Source organism: Rhizobium sp. M10 (genome assembly GCF_002531955.1).
Taxonomy (GTDB): Bacteria; Pseudomonadota; Alphaproteobacteria; order Rhizobiales; family Rhizobiaceae; genus Rhizobium; species Rhizobium etli_C.
Map to the genome: position 1 here is coordinate 1 of NZ_NWTA01000001.1, position 19,452 is coordinate 19,452.

General features: G+C 62.3%; 18 protein-coding genes. 10 read left to right on the forward strand and 8 right to left on the reverse strand.

Annotated features, from left to right (window positions below):
* Window positions 1-100 precede the first annotated feature (100 nt).
* The 4 genes from CO671_RS00005 to CO671_RS00020 form a co-directional block, all read right to left on the reverse strand.
* Complete coding sequence (locus tag CO671_RS00005; RefSeq protein ID WP_097603822.1) at window positions 101-2,347, reverse strand: glycoside hydrolase family 2 TIM barrel-domain containing protein; 2,247 nt, start codon at window positions 2,345-2,347, stop codon at window positions 101-103.
* A gap of 254 nt (window positions 2,348-2,601) precedes the next feature.
* Window positions 2,602-3,513, reverse strand: coding sequence for an SMP-30/gluconolactonase/LRE family protein (locus CO671_RS00010; protein ID WP_097603823.1), 912 nt, complete (start codon window positions 3,511-3,513; stop codon window positions 2,602-2,604).
* 94 nt (window positions 3,514-3,607) lie between these two features.
* On the reverse strand, window positions 3,608-4,429 hold the full coding sequence (locus CO671_RS00015) for an SDR family oxidoreductase (RefSeq protein WP_097603824.1): 822 nt from the start codon (window positions 4,427-4,429) through the stop codon (window positions 3,608-3,610).
* 88 nt (window positions 4,430-4,517) lie between these two features.
* The gene (locus tag CO671_RS00020) at window positions 4,518-5,699 is read right to left on the reverse strand and encodes a phytanoyl-CoA dioxygenase family protein (RefSeq protein WP_097603825.1); all 1,182 of its coding nucleotides are present in this window, start codon (window positions 5,697-5,699) and stop codon (window positions 4,518-4,520) included.
* Between the two features lie 96 nt (window positions 5,700-5,795).
* On the opposite strand from CO671_RS00020, the gene CO671_RS00025 reads away from it, so the two are divergent.
* Window positions 5,796-6,821, forward strand: coding sequence for a LacI family DNA-binding transcriptional regulator (locus CO671_RS00025; RefSeq protein ID WP_097603826.1), 1,026 nt, complete (start codon window positions 5,796-5,798; stop codon window positions 6,819-6,821).
* A 63-nt stretch (window positions 6,822-6,884) separates the two neighbouring features.
* A complete protein-coding gene (locus CO671_RS00030; protein ID WP_097603827.1) occupies window positions 6,885-8,102 on the forward strand; it encodes an adenylate/guanylate cyclase domain-containing protein in 1,218 nt (405 codons plus the stop codon).
* Between the two features lie 12 nt (window positions 8,103-8,114).
* On the opposite strand, the gene CO671_RS00035 is transcribed toward CO671_RS00030, so the two are convergent.
* From CO671_RS00035 to CO671_RS00050, 4 genes are all read right to left on the reverse strand, one after another.
* Window positions 8,115-8,894 carry an SDR family NAD(P)-dependent oxidoreductase gene (locus CO671_RS00035; protein WP_097603828.1) on the reverse strand — a complete coding sequence of 260 codons (780 nt, stop codon included), beginning with the start codon at window positions 8,892-8,894 and terminating at the stop codon, window positions 8,115-8,117.
* Between the two features lie 77 nt (window positions 8,895-8,971).
* Window positions 8,972-9,367 (reverse strand): DoxX family protein, encoded by a 396-nt coding sequence (locus CO671_RS00040; RefSeq protein ID WP_097603829.1) that lies wholly within the window; start codon window positions 9,365-9,367, stop codon window positions 8,972-8,974.
* A 97-nt stretch (window positions 9,368-9,464) separates the two neighbouring features.
* Window positions 9,465-10,613, reverse strand: coding sequence for a galactonate dehydratase (dgoD, locus tag CO671_RS00045; RefSeq protein WP_097603830.1), 1,149 nt, complete (start codon window positions 10,611-10,613; stop codon window positions 9,465-9,467).
* Window positions 10,614-10,678: 65 nt separating this feature from the next.
* Window positions 10,679-11,440 carry a FadR/GntR family transcriptional regulator gene (locus CO671_RS00050; RefSeq protein WP_170964906.1) on the reverse strand — a complete coding sequence of 254 codons (762 nt, stop codon included), beginning with the start codon at window positions 11,438-11,440 and terminating at the stop codon, window positions 10,679-10,681.
* Window positions 11,441-11,642: 202 nt separating this feature from the next.
* On the opposite strand from CO671_RS00050, the gene CO671_RS00055 reads away from it, so the two are divergent.
* From CO671_RS00055 to CO671_RS00090, 8 genes are all read left to right on the forward strand, one after another.
* On the forward strand, window positions 11,643-12,626 hold the full coding sequence (locus tag CO671_RS00055; protein ID WP_097603832.1) for an arabinose ABC transporter substrate-binding protein: 984 nt from the start codon (window positions 11,643-11,645) through the stop codon (window positions 12,624-12,626).
* 68 nt (window positions 12,627-12,694) lie between these two features.
* Complete coding sequence (araG, locus tag CO671_RS00060) at window positions 12,695-14,200, forward strand: L-arabinose ABC transporter ATP-binding protein AraG (RefSeq protein ID WP_097603833.1); 1,506 nt, start codon at window positions 12,695-12,697, stop codon at window positions 14,198-14,200.
* A gap of 17 nt (window positions 14,201-14,217) precedes the next feature.
* A complete protein-coding gene (araH, locus tag CO671_RS00065; RefSeq protein WP_097603834.1) occupies window positions 14,218-15,168 on the forward strand; it encodes an L-arabinose ABC transporter permease AraH in 951 nt (316 codons plus the stop codon).
* On the forward strand, window positions 15,165-16,055 hold the full coding sequence (locus tag CO671_RS00070) for an aldose 1-epimerase (RefSeq protein ID WP_097603835.1): 891 nt from the start codon (window positions 15,165-15,167) through the stop codon (window positions 16,053-16,055). Before araH ends, CO671_RS00070 begins: the two co-directional genes overlap by 4 nt.
* The gene (locus tag CO671_RS00075) at window positions 16,055-16,834 is read left to right on the forward strand and encodes an SDR family oxidoreductase (protein ID WP_097603836.1); all 780 of its coding nucleotides are present in this window, start codon (window positions 16,055-16,057) and stop codon (window positions 16,832-16,834) included. The genes CO671_RS00070 and CO671_RS00075 overlap by 1 nt, the downstream gene beginning before the upstream one ends.
* 149 nt (window positions 16,835-16,983) lie before the next feature.
* Complete coding sequence (locus tag CO671_RS00080; protein ID WP_010028352.1) at window positions 16,984-17,415, forward strand: OsmC family protein; 432 nt, start codon at window positions 16,984-16,986, stop codon at window positions 17,413-17,415.
* A gap of 223 nt (window positions 17,416-17,638) precedes the next feature.
* The gene (locus tag CO671_RS00085; protein WP_064694220.1) at window positions 17,639-18,247 is read left to right on the forward strand and encodes a TetR family transcriptional regulator; all 609 of its coding nucleotides are present in this window, start codon (window positions 17,639-17,641) and stop codon (window positions 18,245-18,247) included.
* Between the two features lie 50 nt (window positions 18,248-18,297).
* Complete coding sequence (locus tag CO671_RS00090) at window positions 18,298-19,437, forward strand: efflux RND transporter periplasmic adaptor subunit (RefSeq protein ID WP_097603837.1); 1,140 nt, start codon at window positions 18,298-18,300, stop codon at window positions 19,435-19,437.
* Window positions 19,438-19,452 lie beyond the last annotated feature (15 nt).

Consider the following 19,452-nt stretch of genomic DNA (forward strand, 5'->3'; position numbering starts at 1 on the left):
TGCCGGCATTGCTCCAGGCCAGAACACCCGCCTTGCCTTCAATCTCGACAAGGCCGTGTTCTTCGATCCCGACAGCCAGATGCGGATCGCGTGATGGCCGTCAGGCGGCGGCCGTCACAGTGAGGGTCACCGGCGCGAAACGCGAGGAGATCGCTTCGACGGTGATCTCGCCGACCAGACCCGTCGCCTCCAGCCAGAAGCCGGCGGTGCCGCCTTGCAGCGGCACATTGGCCGGGCCGACGATTTTTCCGGGTCCATGCACTTTCAGCACAATGCTGTCGTTCATGAAGGGCAGGCGCTGGCCGCATTGGTCGAGGGCGCGAATGATGAGGCGGGTGCTGTCGCGTTCGCGGGCCTTCAGCGTGTGGCTGTCGGCGACGATTTCCAGCGTCGTCGGCAGAGGATCGGCGGCAAACGTCAGGCTCGCCACCGGCTCGCCGCCGATATAACCGGTCAAGGTGCCGTCGATCCATTCGAGACCCCAGGTGCCGAGCTCGTCCGCAGTGAAGTGGCGATGATCGAGCACGACGGGCGGATGCGGCAGATGCGGATAATTCTCGCGGTCCGGGCCGATGCGCTTGCTGAGCCCGCCATATTGCAGTTCCACCTCGTCGCAATTGGTCAGGATGATCAGCGGCAGCACGCCGCCGATATTGCGCTCGCCGCGCGCCCAGAAGGTCACCGGCTTCATGACGATCTCGTCGGACGGGTCGCACTGGCTGATATAGGCATAGGCGGCGAATTTCGGCTCGCGGAACATGTCCATGACGCCGTGATAGCAGATGCGGTCGCCCGAGCCGAAATCCTTGTGGGTGTTGTAATCGAACATGCACCAGCCAATCGCGCCCGAGATATCGGGGTCGCCATAGGCGGCATTCAGCACCTCCAGGTGACGGCGCACATGCTCGGCCTGGCGCTGCTCCTGGTCATAGATCTTCGTCGGGTGCATGTGGCCGTTGAACTCGGTGATGAGATACGGCACTTTTTTCGACAGCCCGGTATTTTCCTCTTGGCCGCGCAATGCGGTGCGCGGGCGGTTGGCGCCCGGCAGCTCCTCGTTGCCGAGGATGAAGTCGTTCATCGTATAGACGTCCTCGAGCAGCTCGCTCTCGGTGATGTAACGCACGCCGCCGGTCTGGCGGGTGCTGTCGAGCTCGCGGGCGAGGCGATTGGTCTCGGCGTAAAAATCGTGATTATCCTGCGATTCGTTGATGCGCACGCCCCAGATGATGATCGAGGGATGGTTCCAGTCGCGCTCGATCATGCGGCGGACGTTTTCGATCGATTCCTTCTGCCAGTCGGCATCGCCGATATGCTGCCAGCCGGGGATCTCCTCGAAGACCAGCAGGCCGATCGCATCGCAGCGGTCGAGGAACCATTTCGACTGCGGATAATGCGATGTGCGGACGATATTGCACTTCAACACGCTCTTCATGATGTCGGCGTCGCGTTCCTGGGCGGAGCGGCCGGCGGCATAACCGACATAGGGGAAGGACTGATGACGGTTGAGGCCGCGCAGCTTCAGCGGCTTGCCGTTCAAGAGGAAGCCTTCCGGCGTGAATTCGGCGGTGCGGAAGCCGAAGCGGGTGGAGACACGGTCGGAGCCGTGCTCGGTCCGGAGTTCGACGGTGACCTCGTAGAGCGTGGGATCGGTGATGTCCCAGAGGGTAATGCCGGTGAGGCCGCCGAAGGAAAGCCTGGTGCGGTCGCCGATCGTCTCGGTTGCTGCGGTGGCGATCACCGTGCCGTCAGCCTGCTTCAGCGTGGCCGTGACGGTCGCCGAGAAGCTGCGGCCCTCGGGATTGGCGATATCGACGCGGATGGTTGCCGATTTCTCCGGAGCGAGGACGTCCGCGGTTTCGATCTTGAGATTGCGGATCGACACCGGATCGGTGACCTTCAGCCAGACGTCGCGGTAGATGCCGGCATAGGTCAGATAATCGATGCGGCCGCCGAAGGGCGGGATCTCAGGGTTCTCGCTGCCGTCGATCTTGACGGTCACCAGGTTCTCGCCCTTGATGAGCTTGCCGGTGAAACGGGCCTCGAAGGGGGTGTAGCCGTCCTTGTGGGCGATGATTTCTTCGCCGTTCAAATAGACGACGCTGTCGGCCATGGCGGCGTCGAAAACGAGCGAAACCTCGCGGTCCTCGAATTCGGGCAGCCAGCGCAGCACTTTCTGATAGGTGAAGGCACGCTGATAGCTTTTCTCGTCGAAATAGTTGAAAGGCAATTCGACGGCGGTATGGGGCAGGCTGACCGACTTGGCGGCGTCGAAGCTTTCGAGCAGACGCTGTCCGAAGCCCTCATGGAAACTCCAGCCTTCGTTGAAGGAAACGACGGAACGCATCTCAGGCTCTCCCGGTCATGGCATCAGAAGTGGTGCGGCGCCCTTCGGCGCGTGAAAATCGGGTCATCGGGACATCCCTTCTTGATGCAATGGATGTGCGGGCTGCCAGAACAGGATGTTGTCCGAAACCGCTCACGGGTTTCGGCCTCATGCTCTGAAGCACGCACATCGAATCTCATTCGTGTGACGCGCTTTAGCTTTTTTTATGCAAGTCGTCATCCCGGAACGGCGATCTTCAAGCCGATGCCTGATCCTCACGGATATTGGGCGCCGTTGGTCTTCGTATAGATCGAATAGACCGAGCGCGTCGCGGTGATGAAGAGCCGGTTTTTCTTGGGACCGCCGAAGGTGAGGTTGGAGACCGTCTGCGGCACCCTGATCTTGCCGAGCAGCGTGCCGTCGGGCGAAAAGCAATGAACGCCGTCGCCGGCACTCGTCCAGAGATTGCCGCTCATATCGAAGCGGAAGCCGTCGGGATTGCCGACATCGAGGCTGCAGAAATAGCGGCTGTTTGCGAGCCTCCTGCCGTCGACGACGTCGAAAACTCTTATATGGCGTGGCACGTCATGCTTGGCCGAGCCGGAATCGGCGATGTAGAGTTTCGTCTCGTCGGGCGAGAAGGCAAGGCCGTTCGGCTGGATGAAATCCTCGACGACGGCCTCGATTGCGCCGCTTGAAGGGTCGATCCGGTAAACGTTTTGGGTTGGCTGCTCGGGCTCGGCCTTGTGGCCCTCGTAATCGGACAGGATGCCGTAGGTCGGATCGGTGAACCAGATCCCGCCATCGGAATGGACGACGACATCGTTCGGCGAGTTCAGCCGTTTGCCCCTGTAGCTGTCGGCGAGAACGGTGATGCTGCCGTCGAGTTCGGTGCGGGTGACGCGGCGGCCGCCATGTTCGCAGGAGATAAGTCGGCCCTGCCGGTCGCGGGTGTTGCCGTTGACGTAATTGGAGGGCGAGCGGAAGACCGAGACCGTGCCGTCGGGCGTCCAGCGCATCATGCGTTCGTTCGGGATATCGCTCCAGAGCAGGCAGTTGAGGTCGGAAAACCAGACCGGGCCTTCCGTCCAGCGGCAGCCGCCATAGAGTTCCTCGAGCGCGGCGCTGCCGATGACCAGGGCGCCGAAACGTTCATCGCGGATGTCGTAAAGCGGATTGTCGGCCACGCCAGTTCCTCCCTGAATGCTGCCGCCCTTTTCCTAGCGACAAATGCTGGGAGGTGCCAGAGCCCGGCGAGCGGAAATGCCGGGCTCCGGTTTTTCAGAGGGCGGCGACCGGATGCGGCGAGCCGTCGTAAGCCCCCCAGATCGACTGGTCGAAGCAGATGACCGAGCCGGTCATCAGTCCGGATTCGGCCGACGACAGGTAAGCGCAGGCGCGCGCCACCTCATGCGGATCGACGAGGCGGCCGAAGGGCTGGCTGGCGGCCGCCTTCTCCAGCCAGTCGGCGGGTGCATCGTGATATTCGCGCTGAATGCGGTCCTCGCCCTCGGAAGCCATCCAGCCGATGTTGAGGCCGTTGACGCGGATGCGGTTGCGCAAGAGCGCATAGGCGGTGTTCTTCGTCAGCGTTTCCAGCGCGCCCTTGGAGGCGCAATAAGCGGCGATGAAGGGCTGGCCGGCTTTGGCCGACATCGAGCCGATATTGACGATCGTGCCTTCGGTCTTTTCGCGGCGCATGACCTTCACCGTCTCCTGCATCAGGAAAAACGGCGCGCGCACATTGACGGCGAACATGGCGTCGAAGAGTTCAGGACTGGTATCGAGGATGGTGCCGCGATCGGTGATGGCGGCGGCATTGACCAGCGCGTCGACCCGGCCGAAGGCCTCGTCGCAGGCGTGCACGACATTCCGCGCGTCTTCGACCTTGCCGAGGTCGGCCTTGACGTAGACGACCCTGGTGCCGGTTGCAGCGGATATCTCCGCTGCCTTCGCCTCGCCCTTGGCTTCGTTGCGGCCGCAAATGACGATGCCTTTCGCACCGCGTTCGGCGAAGAGACGGGCAATGGTGGCGCCCAGCCCTTGCGTGCCGCCGGTGACGATCGCAATCTTGCCGTCAAGGCGGCCGTGGTTCGTGCTCATGGGGTTCCTCCTCGGTGGTGATGCGCGAATGGCCTCCCGCGGGTACGGGAGGCGGTTATGTCAACGTGTGTGGCTCCAGTCTCCAAGTTCAGCTCAGCTTCTTCCTCGCCTGCTCGGCAAGCGCCGCCGTAAAGGCCTCGTCGCTCCAGCCTTCCTTCAATGCCTCGTGCATCAACTGTGCCTGCGTCTTCGGTGCCAGGCCGCCGAGCGGCGGGTCGCGGTCGAGATTGGTCGGGAAGGAATAGCCTTCGGCGCAAGCGGCGACGGCGTTGGTGATTTCATCGGGTGGAAGCCTGCCCTGCAAGGTTTTCAACGCGGGAAAGAGCCTGGCGCTCATCCTCTCGCGATTGACGGTTTCCATTGCGCGGCCGAAGGCGGAAGAAACCTGCAGGAGGTTGGCGACGCGTTTGATGTCGGCCGAGCGGTTGGTGCCGGCGGCGTGAAAGAGGGCGGGATTGAAGAAGACGACATCGCCTTTTTCGAGCGGCAGCTGCACGTGGTTGGCTTCGAAATAATCGCGGAACTCCTGGCGCTTCAGCGCGAGATAACCCGGCACATAGGTCTGGCTGTGCGGCAGGAAGAGCGTCGGGCCGCTTTCGAGCGGCATGTCGCAATGGGCGATCGCGCCTTGCAGCGTCAGCACCGGCGAGAGCCGGTGCACATGCGCCGGAAACTGCTCGATCACCTCAGACGATTGGAAGCCGAGATGGTAGTCGCGATGCGCCGACTGTGCTGCGCCGCCCGGATTGACGCGGTTGACCTGCGCCGTCATCTGATAGCTCGGGCCGAGCCAGGCTTCGCTTGCCAGCGCGACGATGGCGTTGCCGTAATATTCGGCGAAATTTGCCGGATCGGCGAGGCAGTGTTTTTCCAGCGAATTCCAGATGCGGTCGTTGGCGCCGGGCTTGGCGAAGTGATCGCCGCCGCCGGTCGAGGTGCGATGCTGTTCCTCGATGATCTGATCGAAGATCGCGCTGGCGCGGTCGATGATGCCGGTATGCTCGTAAGCATGTTTGAATACGATGACGCCGGGACCGTCGCCGAAGGCCTCGCAGATTTCGGCCAGCACGGCGCGCCGGTCTTCCGCTGCCGCTGCCATCACCTTGCGGCTGTCATAAATCAGGATGTTTTTCTCGACCGCTGACGCGGTGGGATAATCGGCAAGCGCGGTCGTCTTTTCCGCAAGACGGCGAAAATCGGCAAGATCGCAGGCATCTTCGGAGAGCCAGACACGGTCGGCGCGCAATTTCTGCTGGTTATCGGTTTTCATCCCAGGCTCCTCCCTGTTTCCGATGAGGCACTATACGCCGCGATGCGCGGTGATGTAGATCAGGAATCCATCAAAAAACCATCAGGAAGGGCTCCCATGGCGCATCCTTTTCTCGTCAAGGACATCGCTTTTCAGGCCGGACTGAGCACCGCCACCGTCGACCGGGTGCTGAACGGCCGGCCGGGCGTGCGGCAACAGACGGAAATGCGGGTGAGAGCGGCGATCGCGGAGCTGGAGAAGCAGCAGACGGGGGCGATGAGCAGCGGGCGCACGCTGGCGATCGATATCGTCATGGAGACGCCGCAGCGTTTCAGTGATGCGGTGAGGGCCGCCTTCGAGGCCGAGATGGCAACCTTTTTGCCCGGCGTCTTTCGTTGCCGCTTCCACTTTGCCGAGGTGCTGAAGCCGGCAGAACTTGTGCAGCTTCTCGACCGCATCCGGCTGCGCGGCACGCACGGCATCGTGCTCAAGGCACCTGATGTCGGCGAGGTCGTTGCCGCCGTCGGGCGGGCGGATGCGGCCGGGATTCCCGTGGTGACGCTGGTGACCGACCTGCCGAATTCGGCGCGCATCGCCTATGCCGGCGCTGACAACCGGGCGGCGGGAGAAACTGCGGCCCATCTTGTCGGCGAATGCCTCGGGAGTGACGGCGGCAAGGTGCTGGTGACGCTGTCGAGCGGGCGGTTCCGCGGCGAGGAGGAGCGCGAAATCGGTTTTCGCCGCGTCATCCGCGCCCATTACCCCAACATCGGTGTCACCGAAATCAGCGAGGGGCACGGCAGCGATGCGGCGACGGGAACGCTTGCGGCGGCGGCGCTCGCGGCCGATTCCGCGATCAATGCCGTCTATTCGATCGGCGGCGGCAACCGAGCCGTGCTGGCGGCCTTCGAAGCCGCCCACCGTCCGGTCCGCGTCTTTGTCGCCCATGATCTCGATGCCGACAATCGGGCTTTGCTTGCGGGACGCCGGATCGGCTTCGTGCTGCATCATGATCTCAGAACCGATGCGCGTTCGGCCTTCAGGGCGATCATGAGCCGCGAGGCCTCGGTCCGGCGGGCGGTTCCGGCCTTGCTTTCAGCGGTTGAAATCATCACGCCCTACAACATGCCGGCCGGCGATTGAGCCAATCGGCTTTCCATCGATGCCGGATTTGGGCTAAAGCTTGATATCAGCGAGGTAAGCGGCATGGATTACAGCGACGTCAGCACAATTGCGGCCTGGGTTACGGAGCAGGGACTGAAGGGCGCTTCGGAAGCCGAACTGATGACCGGCTTCTGCGCGGCCTGCCGGAATGCCGGCCTGCCGCTCGACCGCGGTCTGGCGCTGATGGACACGCTGCACCCCGTGCATGAGGGCCGAGCCTTCCGCTGGGACAGCGTAGAGGAGATCGAAGCCGAATTCGAATACGGTCCGACGAGCTCGGGCGAAGCGGCCGCGAACTGGCAGCGCTCGGCCTTCTACCATCTCTGGTCGGGCAACGAGCGGGAGGTGCGCCGACGCCTGGGCTTCGGCGATCCGACCGATTTCAGCATGCTCGACAAGATCGCGGAAGCCGGTCACACGGATTTCGTGGCGATGATGCATCGTTTCAGCGAAGCCGGCACGATCGGCGAGATGGATTGCTTCTTCTCGCATTTCGCGACGAAACATCCTGAGGGTTTTTCCGATCACGATCTTGCCATCCTGCGCAAGCTCGTGCCGGTCCTCGGATTGGCGATCAAGTGTATCGCGCTCGGGCGCATCGCCCGCACCATCGCCGAAGTCTATCTCGGCGAGGACGCGGCGCGCCAGGTGATGGAAGGCAAGATCAGCCGCGGCAAGTCGGAGCGGATTTCCGCGGCGCTCTGGTTTTCCGATCTGTTGAACTACACCAAGATTTCCGACCGTGTGCCGCCCGAGGAAATCATCCCGCTGCTCAACGATTACAGCGAGGTGGCGATCTCGGCGATCCACGAGGCGGGCGGCAACGTGCTGAAGCTGATCGGCGACGGTGTGCTCGCGATCTTCAAGGGCGAGGTGCCGGCTGAGACATGCCGTGCGGCGCTCAGCGCCGAATCGCTGCTACGGGAAAAGCTCGCCGCGCTGAATGCCGCGCGCGCGGCCGACGGCCGGGCGACGACGGACGTCTATATCGGCTTGCATATCGGCGATGTCTTTTACGGCAATATCGGCAGCCAGGACCGGCTGGACTTCACCGTCATCGGCCCTGCCGTCAACGAGGTCAGCCGGATCGCCTCGATGTGCCGTTCGGTCGATCTCAACCTGCTGATCTCCTCTGATTTCGCTGCGGCCATACCCCAGGAAGAGCGTGCCGCGCTCGCATGTGTCGGACGTTATGCGTTGCGCGGCGTGCAGCGCGCGCAGGAACTGTATACGCTTGACAGCGCCCGACTGAACGGCTGATTTCCAGGGCCGTTAGCGCAAAAGGCTCTGGCCGCCATCGATCCAGATGGGCGTGCCGGTGATGTGACGGGCGTGGTCGGATGCGAGGAAGAGGATCGCCTCGGCGACATCCTCGCTCGAACCCTTCTTGCCGTTGGTGATCGGAATTTCGCCTTCCGGCCAAATGACCGGCACTTCGGTTTCCTCGCGATGGCGCATGGTGGTGTTGGCGGAAATGCCGGTTTCGATCGCTCCGGGGCAGACGGCATTGATGCGGATGCGATGTTTGCCGAGCTCCAGCGCAAGCTGCTGGACCATGGCAACTTGTGCCGCCTTGGTGGCGGTATAGGCGGTGGCGCCGGGTGTCGTAAAGGTGCGGGTGCCGTTGATCGAGGAGACGACGACGATGGAGCCGCCATTCCTTTTCAGATAGGGCACGGTCAGATGGAGTGTCAGATAGGTGCCGCGCAGGTTCACGGCCATCGTCTGATCCCATTCGTCAGGCTTCAGATCATCGATCGGTGCCCAGACGCCGTTGATGCCGGCATTGGCGACGACGATGTCGATGCCGCCGAAATCCTCGGTCATCCCTTCGATCGCCGCCCGCATCTGGGATTCGTCGCTCGTATCGGCGGTCAGTGCGATCGACCGGCCGCCGGCAGCAACGATCTGGTTGCAGGTTTCCTGTACTTCGCTTTCCGTGCGGCTGAGGACCGCGACCCTTGCGCCTTCGGCGGCAAGCTTCAATGCAGCCGCCTTGCCGATACCGGAGCCTGCCCCCGTCACCAAGGCGCTCTTTCCCTCTAATGCCATGAGACGCTCCTCTGCCAAGTGGTGGAGAAGCAATGATCGCCGCGGCGCTTGGTTCCGGAACGATTGCAGAGCGATCGCTATTTCAACAGGCTGTAGCGCAGCGCCCATCTCTCCGGCCCATGGACGGCGGCGAAGAGCAGGCCGGCGAGGAAGGTGAAGTGATCGACGAAGAAGCCGAATTCGGCCTGGTTCTGCTGCCAACGAGACGGTCCGTGGAAGGCAAAGGCGAGGAAGATCACGTAGATGCCTGCGAGCAGGCTGGCTTCGGCAAAGAAGGCCCCGGAGATGAAGGCGAGCGCCAGCGCGATCTCGAAGAAGGCCGCGACCCAGGTCAGGAATGTCGCCATCGGAAAACCGGCGGCAGTGATATAGCCCGCCGTCGCGCCGATATCGGCGAATTTGAAGCCGGCGGCCATGAAGAAGATGAAGCTGAAGATGACGCGGGCGACGATGATTGCGATTGCTCTGGCCATGCTGACTCTCCTCTTTGAGTTTCCACTATGACGGATGAGACGGGCGATATCCGACACGGCGCATGAAAAAGGGCCGCTTGCGCGACCCCTCCAATCTTTACCACTCGGCGAAGCTGCCGTCAGCATGGCGCCAGATCGGGTTGCGCCAGCGATGGCCTTCCCTGGCGCGCTCGATGACATAGGCCTCGTCGACCTCGATGCCGAGACCAGGCCCCTGCGGGATCGAGACGAAACCATCGGCATAGTGGAACACCTCCTTGTTGGAGATGTAATCGAGAATGTCGTTGCCGGTGTTGTAGTGGATGCCGAGGCTCTGCTCCTGGATGAAGGCATTGTAGCTGACGGCGTCGACCTGCAGGCAGGCGGCGAGCGCGATCGGGCCGAGCGGGCAATGCGGCGCCAGCGCCACGTCGTAGGCTTCGGCCATCGCCGCGATCTTGCGGCATTCGGTGATGCCGCCGGCATGCGAAAGATCCGGCTGGATGATGTCGACATAGCCGTCGGAAAGGACCTGCTTGAAGTCCCAGCGCGAAAAGAGCCGCTCGCCGAGCGCGATCGGCGTCGAGGTATGGTTGACGATATCGCGCAGGGCTTCCTTGTTTTCGGAGAGCACCGGCTCCTCGATGAACATCAGCTTGTAGGGCTCGAGCTCCTTGGCGAGAACCTTGGCCATCGGCTTGTGCACGCGGCCGTGGAAATCGACGCCGATGCCGATATGCGGGCCGATCGCCTCGCGGATGGCGGCGATGGTCTCGACCGCCTTCTCCACCTTCTCGTTCGTATCGACGATCTGCATTTCTTCGCAGCCGTTGAGCTTGATCGCCTTGAAGCCGCGGGCGACCACGTCCCTGGCATTGTTGGCGACATCGGCGGGCCGGTCGCCGCCGATCCAGGAATAGACCTTGATGCGGTCGCGGAGCTGGCCGCCGAGCAGCGAATGGATCGGCTGTCCGAGGGCCTTGCCCTTGATGTCCCAGAGCGCCTGGTCGATGCCGGAGATGGCGCTCATATGGGCCGCACCACCGCGATAGAAGCCGCCGCGATACATCACCGTCCAGTGGTCCTCGATCAGGAAGGGATCCTTGCCGATCAGGTAGTCTTCGAGCTCGTGGACGGCGGCCTCGACGGTCAGCGCGCGGCCTTCGACGACCGGCTCACCCCAGCCGACGATGCCTTCGTCGGTCTCGACCTTCAGAAACAGCCAGCGCGGCGGAACAATATAGGTGGTGAGTTTGGTGATCTTCATCGCGGTTCTTTCCGTCTTTTCCCATGTTTCAGGCGGCGGTGGCGCCGCTCATTCCTCGGCAACCATCATTTCGTTCTGCCGATCACCTTTTCGGCGGCGGCAAGGTCGCGCACCGCAAGGTCGAGCATGCGGTTGGCGCATTCGCGGGCGCCGGTTTTGTCGCGCATGCGCAAAGCCTCGACCAGCTGGCCGTGAACGAGCACCGCATCCTCCCGGTTTTCGACGGCGATGTTGGAGGCATGCAATGCATATTTCAGCGCCGCATGGATGGCGCTCGACAGGCGGCGGAAGACCTGGTTGTGGCTGGCGGTGAGCAGCACCGTATGAAACATCACATCGGCCTCGGTGAAGCTTTCCGGTTCGCCGGCGCTGTCGCGCATCTGCCGCCAGGCCTTGTCGAGATCGGCGATCTCCTGGGCGCTGGCGCGTTCGGCGGCATATTCGGCGGCTGCCGGCTCTATGGTGCGCCGGGCTTCGAGAATGCAGCCCAACAGGTCGAAGTCCTTGATGTAAGGCCCCATCCAGTCGAGCACCTCGGCGTCCAGGATATTCCACTCGTCCCTGTCGCAAACGGTCGTTCCGACCCGCGGCTTGCCGCGCACCAGTCCCTTGGATTCCAGCACTTTCAGCGATTCGCGAATGACGGTGCGGCTGACGCCGTAGAGCTCGCAGAGGTCGTTCTCGCGGGGCAGCGGCGAGCCCGAGGGATAACGATCCGCACAGATATCCTGCGCGATCGCCGACGTAACGTTACGGCGTACGCGCGGCCGGCGTTCGCTGCTGCTGGAGCTTTCCGCTCGGCCCTGTCCCTCAGATTCCAACTTCACCTCTCCGCAACTTGCTCCCGGGAAGCAACCGGACCTCATTATCCGAATTCGATCGGCTTTGCGACGGGCCCTCCCGGCTCTCGCTGTATCCTATTATTCCAATCATCATACATTGGCAATTGACTGGTATGATGATTTAACATAATTCATTGGACACTGCCGGGGAGGCAGTGGCTCGATTTCAGAGTTTAGGGAGAGAGACATGCGCTTGTTCAAAGCAGCTATTGTGGCTGGCGCTTTCGCCATCCTGGCAGCCGGCTCGGCATTTTCCGCCGACGTGAAGATTGGATTCATCGTCAAGCAGCCCGAGGAGCCGTGGTTTCAGGACGAGTGGAAATTCGCCGACCAGGCAGCGAAGGAGAAAGGCTTCACCGTCGTCAAGATCGGGGCCGAAGACGGCGAGAAGGTTCAGTCGGCGATCGACAATCTCGGCGCTCAGGGCGCGCAGGGCTTTATCGTCTGCACGCCCGACGTCAAGCTCGGCCCCGGCATCGTCGCCAAGGCGGAAGCCAACCAATTGAAGCTGATGACGGTCGACGACCGCCTCGTCAGCGCCGACGGCAAGCCGTTGGAGGACGTGCCGCATATGGGCATTTCGGCCACCAAGATCGGCGAGACCGTGGGGCAGGCCATCGTCGACGAGATCAAGAAGCGTGGTTGGGACATGAAGAATGTCGGCGCGATCCGGGTTTCTTACGATCAGCTGCCGACCGCGGTCGATCGCGTCGAGGGTGCGATTTCGGTGCTGAAGTCAGCCGGCTTCCCGGCCGAGAATATTTATGACGCACCGCAGGCGAAGACCGATACGGAAGCGGCGCTCAATGCCGCGACCACCGTTCTCAACAAACATGCCGATGTGAAATACTGGGTCGCCTTCGGCCTCAACGACGAAGCCGTTCTCGGCGCCGTCCGTGCTTCCGAATCGGTCGGCATCCCGGCGGCCAACATCATCGGTGTCGGCATCGGCGGGGCGGAATCGGCGATCAACGAATTCAAGAAGCCGGCGGCGACCGGTTTCTTCGGCACCGTCATCATCTCGCCGAAGCGTCATGGCTACGAGACGGCGATCAACATGTACGACTGGATCGCCAACGGCAAGGAGCCGGCAAAGCTGACGCTGACCTCCGGCTCGCTGGCGCTGCGCGGCGACTACGAGAAGGTCCGCAAGGATCTTGGCATCGAGTGATCATCTCCGGATGATGTCAATCCGGCAGCACCCAAGCGTGCTGCCGGATCCTTCTCGGCGGAGCGGTGATGGCTTTCCTCGAATTCAACAATATTTCCAAGGGCTATCCCGGCGTGCAGGCGCTGGCGAATGTTTCCTTCACCGTCGAGAAGGGCGCCGTCCACGGCCTGATGGGCGAAAACGGCGCCGGCAAATCAACGCTGATCCGCGTCCTTTCCGGCGATCAGACCGCCGATGACGGCAGCATCTTCATCGATGGTGAGGAACAAAAATACACCTCCGTGCGCGACGCCTTCCATGCCGGCATTGTCGTCATCCATCAGGAGCTGCAGCTCGTCCCGGAGTTGACGGTGGCCGAAAACCTCTGGCTCGGGCGCTTTCCGGCCAAGGGCGGCGTCATCCAGTCGAAGAGGCTGATCGAAACGGTGCGCGCGAAACTCGAGGAGATCGGCATCGATGTCGATCCGTCGGCCAAGGTCAGCTCGCTTTCGATCGGCGCGCGGCAGATGATCGAGATCGCCAAGGCCGTGATGCTCGACGCGCGGGTGATCGCGCTCGACGAGCCGACTTCCTCGCTTTCTTCGCGTGAAAGCGAAATCCTGTTTTCGCTGATCGGCAGGCTGAAGGCGAGGGGAGCCGTCATCCTTTACGTCTCGCATCGTCTCGACGAGATTTTTCGACTTTGCGACAGCCTGACGGTGCTGCGCGACGGCAAGCTTGCCGCCCATCACCCGAAGATCGCCGAGACGACGCGCGAACAGATCATTTCGGAAATGGTCGGGCGCGAGATCAGCAATGTCTGGGGATGGCGCGAACGCGCGCTCGGCGACATCCGGCTGGAGGTCAGGGGCCTATCCGGGCCGAGGCTACGCAATCCGATCAGTTTTTCCGTGCGCCAGGGCGAAATTCTCGGCTTCTTCGGCCTGATCGGCGCCGGCCGCAGTGAGATGGCGCGGCTGCTTTATGGCGCCGATGCCAGAGATCAGGGCCAGGCCACGATCGACAGCATTGCCGTCTCGCCCAACAATCCGAAGGCTGCCATCAAGGCCGGCATGGTGCTCTGCCCGGAGGATCGTAAATTCGACGGCATCATCCAAGGTCGGTCGATCGAAGAGAACATCGCCATTTCATCACGCCGGCACTTTTCGCCCTTCGGCATTCTCAAGCCGAAGATGGAGGCGGCACAGGCAGACCAATTTATCGCCAAGCTTCGAGTGCGCACACCGTCGCGCCGACAGGACATCGTCAATCTCTCGGGCGGCAATCAGCAGAAGGTCATTCTCGGGCGCTGGCTCTCCGAGCAGGGCATCAAGGTTCTCGTCATCGACGAGCCGACCCGCGGTATCGATGTCGGGGCGAAGTCGGAAATTTACGACATCCTCTATGAGCTGGCAGCCGGCGGCATGGCGATCGTGGTGATCTCGAGCGAGTTGCCCGAAGTCATGGGCATCTGCGATCGCATCATGGTGATGTGCCAGGGCAGGGTGGCGGCCAATGTCGCCCGGCCGGATTTCGACGAGCGCAGCATCCTGACGGCGGCACTGCCCGACAAGAACGCCGCCGGCACCATTTAAGATCAGGAATACGGACAATGAACGCGTTGAAAAAAACCCTTCTCGGCGAACAGGGGCTGGTGGTGATCTTCGCCGCCGCCTTCGTGGTCGTCTCGCTCTTCGTCCCGAACTTCCTGACCGAGCGAAACATGCTGGGGCTCTTGCAGTCGGTCGTCACCATCGGCATCGTCGCCTGCACGATGATGTTCTGCTTGGCATCGCGCGATTTCGATCTTTCGGTCGGCTCGATCGTCGCCTTCTCCGGCATGATCGCCGTTATGGTCTCGAACGCGACGGGCTCGATTCCGGTCGGTCTGCTGGCCGCCCTGCTGTGTGGCGCCGTCGTCGGTTTCGTCAACGGCATCGTCATTGCCCGCTTTCGCATCAACGCGCTGATCACCACGCTTGCGACGATGCAGATCGTGCGCGGGCTGGCGCTGATCGCCTCGGATGGCCGCGCCGTCGGCATCAATGACCCGGCCTTCTATCAACTCGCCCTGTCGCGCTTTGCCACCGTGCCGACGCCGATCTGGATCATGCTGATCCTTTTCGTCGTCTTCGGCTTCGTGCTCAACCGCACCGTCTTCGGCAAAAACACGCTGGCGATCGGCGGCAATCCCGAGGCCTCGCGGCTTGCCGGCGTCAATGTCGTCAACACGCGCATCTGGATCTTTGCGCTGCAGGGCCTCGTCTGCGGCATTGCCGGCATCCTGCTTGCCTCGCGCATCACCTCCGGCCAGCCGAATGCGGCGACCGGGCTCGAGCTGTCGGTGATTTCGGCCTGCGTTCTTGGCGGGGTTTCGCTGGCCGGCGGCCGGGCGGCGATGAGCGGCGTCATTGTCGGCGTGCTGATCATGGGCATTGCCGAAAACGTTATGAATCTCCTCAATATCCAGGCATTCTATCAGTATGTCGTGCGCGGGCTGATCCTGCTGATCGCGGTGCTGCTCGACAATTTGAGATCTTCGGCCGCGGGACGACGTGGATGAACAACGGACATGGCGGAGATGACATCGAGCTGAGCCACGGCGACCTCTCGGTCAGGGTCAGCCGCCGGGGCGCTGCCGTCACCGCCGCAACGTTTCGGGGCAAGCCCTTTCTCCTTCCAGCCGGCGGCCCAGGCGGAAATTTCGCGAATTTTCCCATGGTGCCGTTCGGCAACCGGGTGGAAGGCAATGCCATGTCCTTCGGCGGACGCGACTATGTCTTCCAGCGAAATTGTCACGATCCTCTCTACCTGCACGGCGACGGCTGGATCAGCCTTTGGCAGGTGGAGGAATCGAGCCCCGAGCATGTGCAGCTCGGCTTTTCCAGAGATCCTGACGGCATTTCGCCCTACGCCTATCTCGCCCGGCAGGAGATCCGTCTTGCCGGCAATCAACTGGCGCTGACGCTCTCCGTGGAGAACCGCGGTGAGGCGGCTCTGCCCTTCGGCCTCGGCCAGCATCCTTTCTTCGTCAGGACGCCGGAAACGCGGTTGACGATTGCCGCCGAACGCTTCTGGAACGAGCGGCACGACCATCTCCCCGGAGAACCCGGGCCGGTTCCTGATGATTTCGATTTCAGCTCCGGCAAGCCGCTGCCGCGGCTCTGGATGAACAATACCTTCGAGGGATGGGACGGGCGGGCAGCCATCGCCTGGCCGGAGCTTTCAATTCAGGCGGCGCTGGAAGCCGATGCCGCGCTCGGCCGGTTCATGCTGTATATGCGGACCGACCGCACGGATTTCTTCTGCCTCGAGCCGATGAGCCATCTGCCGAACGGCCATCACCTGCCTGAGTTCGGAGGCCTCATACCGCTTTCGCCGGGTGAGGTTCTTTCCGGCAAGGTCACGATCGAGCTGTCGGCGCTGCCGGTTCAACCGGAGGGAAGATGATGAGCAACCGTCTGCACGGCAAGAACATCCTGATAACGGGCGCTGCGCAAGGTATCGGCCTTGCGATCGCGAAGGCGTTCATCAGCGAGGATGCGGCCGTCTATCTCGTTGACCGCGATGCGGCGCTGCTGGCTCGGGCAGCGGCGGATCTCGCAAGCACCGGCGCCCAGGTCGGTTATCTGCCAGCCGATATAACCGATGCCGGAACGATCACGCGGGTGGTTGCCGAGGCGAATGAGGAGATCGGTCCGCTGAACGCGCTCGTCAACAATGCGGGGGTCAACGTCTTTGCCGAGCCGCTCGCCACGACCGACGACGAATGGAACCGCTGTTTCGACATCAACCTCAAGGGCGCATGGAATTGTTGCAAGGCGGTGCTGCCGGGCCTGATCGAACACGGCGGCGGCGTCATTCTCAACATTGCCTCGACGCATGCCTTCACCGTCATCCCGCACACATTTCCCTATCCGCTGGCAAAACATGCATTGCTGGGCATGACGAAGTCGCTCGGTCTCGAATATGCGGCCCGCAATATCCGGGTCAACGCGCTGGCGCCGGGCTATGTCTCGACGCAGAAGGTGATCGATTACTGGAACAGCTTTCCCGATCCGGAAGCGGCAAGGGCCGCGACGATGAGGCTGCATCCCGGCGGGCGGATCGCAACACCGGAGGAGATCGCCATGGCGGCGGTGTTCATGATCTCCGACGAGTGCCCGTTCATGAACGCGACCTGCCTGACGATCGACGGCGGCCTCAGCGTGCTGCAGCATTCCGTCTGAAGGGGCTTCAAGCCGGCTGATTTTTACAGGCCTGTCGTCTTCTGGCGATAGAGCATTATATTGCCATCGGGAAGACAATCTGATCTCCCGCAGGCATGGAGCGGCACCCTGCCGCTTCCTCGAAAGCACAATCGAAACAGGAGGACGGCATGCAGATCAATCGCACGGCTTCGGCCCATTGGACCGGTGGCCTTAAAGACGGCAAAGGCCTGATCTCGACGCAGAGCGGCGCCCTGACGGACTATCCTTACGGCTTTGCCAGCCGCTTCGAAGGCATTCCCGGCACCAACCCGGAAGAGCTGATCGGTGCTGCCCATGCCGGCTGCTTCACCATGGCGCTGTCCTTGATCCTCGGTGAAGCCGGTTTCACCGCCGAGCATATGGAAACCTCCGCCAAGGTGACGCTCGAAAGCGTCGAGGGCGGCTTTGCCGTCACCGCCATCCATCTTTCCCTCTCCGGCCGCATCCCCGGCGCCGACGAGGCGACCTTTACCGAACTCGCCAATAAGGCGAAGGCCGGCTGCCCGATTTCCAAGGCGCTCGCCGCCGTTCCGATCACGCTCGACGTCAAGCTCGCCTGATTGCTGCTGCCGCCGACGGGAAGTGCCGCGCCTTTCTGTCGCGGCACTTTCCAATTTCCTCGCGTCTTTCCGAGAATCCGCTGTGTTCAATGCGCCGGGCTGCTGCGATGGCAGGAGCCCCTTCGCGCCGCATTGCCGTGTCGGTATATTGACAAATGCCGGCTGATATTTTACGACTGACGAAATTCGAAAATCGTCAGTCGTAATTCGGACTCCGAAAACCATGAACGACATTGCGGAAAATACGCTCGACGTCACCCGGCAGGAGAATGTCACCCGCATTCTCGATGCGGCCGAGCGGCTGTTTCGCCACTATGGCTACAGCAAGACGACGGTGGCCGACATTGCCCGCGATCTCGGCATGTCGCCGGCCAATATCTATCGGTTCTTCGCCTCGAAGGTGGAAATCCACCAGGCGCTCTGCGGGCGCATGCTCGCCACGGCCTATCAAATCGCCTACGACATCCGCCACCAGCCGATCAGCGCCAGCGAGCGGCTGCGCCGCTATGTCGAGACCCAGCATCAGTTGACGCTCGATCTGATGCTCGACGAGATGAAGGTGCATGAGATGATCATCGTCGCGATCGAGCGCGACTGGCATGTCATCGAGAAGCATATCGACCGCGTCCATGATCTCATTGCCGAAATCATCGCTGAAGGGATCGCGGCCGGCGAGTTTGCCGAGCAGGATCCGGTCGTTGCCTCGCGCTGCTTCGGCGCGGCGACGATCAATCTTTGCCACCCGCAGATGGTGGCGCAATGTCTTGCCAAAACCAACCGCGCGAGCGTCGACGAACTGATCGATTATGTGATCAGGGCGCTGAAGAAATAACGGGCGGCAGCCGCCGCCGAATCCCCCGAAACGATCCAGGAGTGCGGAAGATGTTTTCGCTCAAGACCCTCAGTCACCGCATGCCGTCCGTCGCCAGCCTCGTGCTCGTCAGCGCCGTCGGCATCGGCCTTTCCGCCTGCTCGGAGGAGAAGGCCGAGGTGAAAGAGGTCATCCGGCCGGTGAAGGTCGTCGAGATCGCCAGGGCCGGCGACACCCGCAAGCTCGATTATTCCGGCTCGGTCAAGGCGCGCACGGAGATGAACCTCGGCTTTCGCGTCGCCGGCAAGATCACCGAACGCCTCGTCGATATCGGCGATCGGGTGACGCTGGGCGACGCTCTTGCCCGCATCGACGCCACCGATTACCAGCTGGCGGTCAAGACGGCGGAAGCCAATCTCGCCGCGGCCGAAAGGGGCGTTGAAACCGCCGATCTGGCCAACAAACGCGCCGAGCAGCTGTTCGACAAAAGCGTCGCCCCGAAGTCGCAGCTCGAACAGGCCGCCCTCAGCCATGACCAGGCGATCTCGCAGCGCGATGCCGCGCTCTCGGCGCTCGATCAGGCGAAGAACCAGGTGAGCTACACCGATCTCAAGGCCGGTCAGAGCGGCATCGTCACATCGATCAATGCCGATATCGGCCAGGTGGTCGGCTCCGGTACCCCGGTCGTCACCGTTGCCGTCGACGGCGAGAAGGAAGTGCAGATCGCCGTTCCGGAAAACGATATCGCCGAATTCAAGCCGGGCAAGACGGTCAAGGCAAGCTTCTGGGCCGACGACAGGCTGGTGCTCGACGGCAAGGTGCGCGAGGTTTCCGGCAGTGCCGACCAGCAGTCGCGCACCTTTGCGGTTCGGGTGAGCCTGCCGAACGATCCGCGCGTGCTTCTCGGCATGACGGCGACGATCGAGGCCGATATCAGCAACGGCAACAGCTACGTCTCGATCCCGCTCAGCGCGCTCGCTGAAAAGGACGGCAAGCAGATGGTCTGGACCGTCGACCGCGACACGGCGACCGTGCATGGCCGCGACATCAAGGTCGCCGATTTCACCGGCGACGGCGTGCATGTGACCGAGGGCCTCGATACCGGCGATCTCGTCGTTGCCGCCGGCACGCAGTTCATGCACGAAAATCTGAAGGTGAAGGTGCCGGACCAGCAATCGGCCCTGGCCGCCACGGACCAGACAGTCCGCTGATCGCGTCGCAAAGGG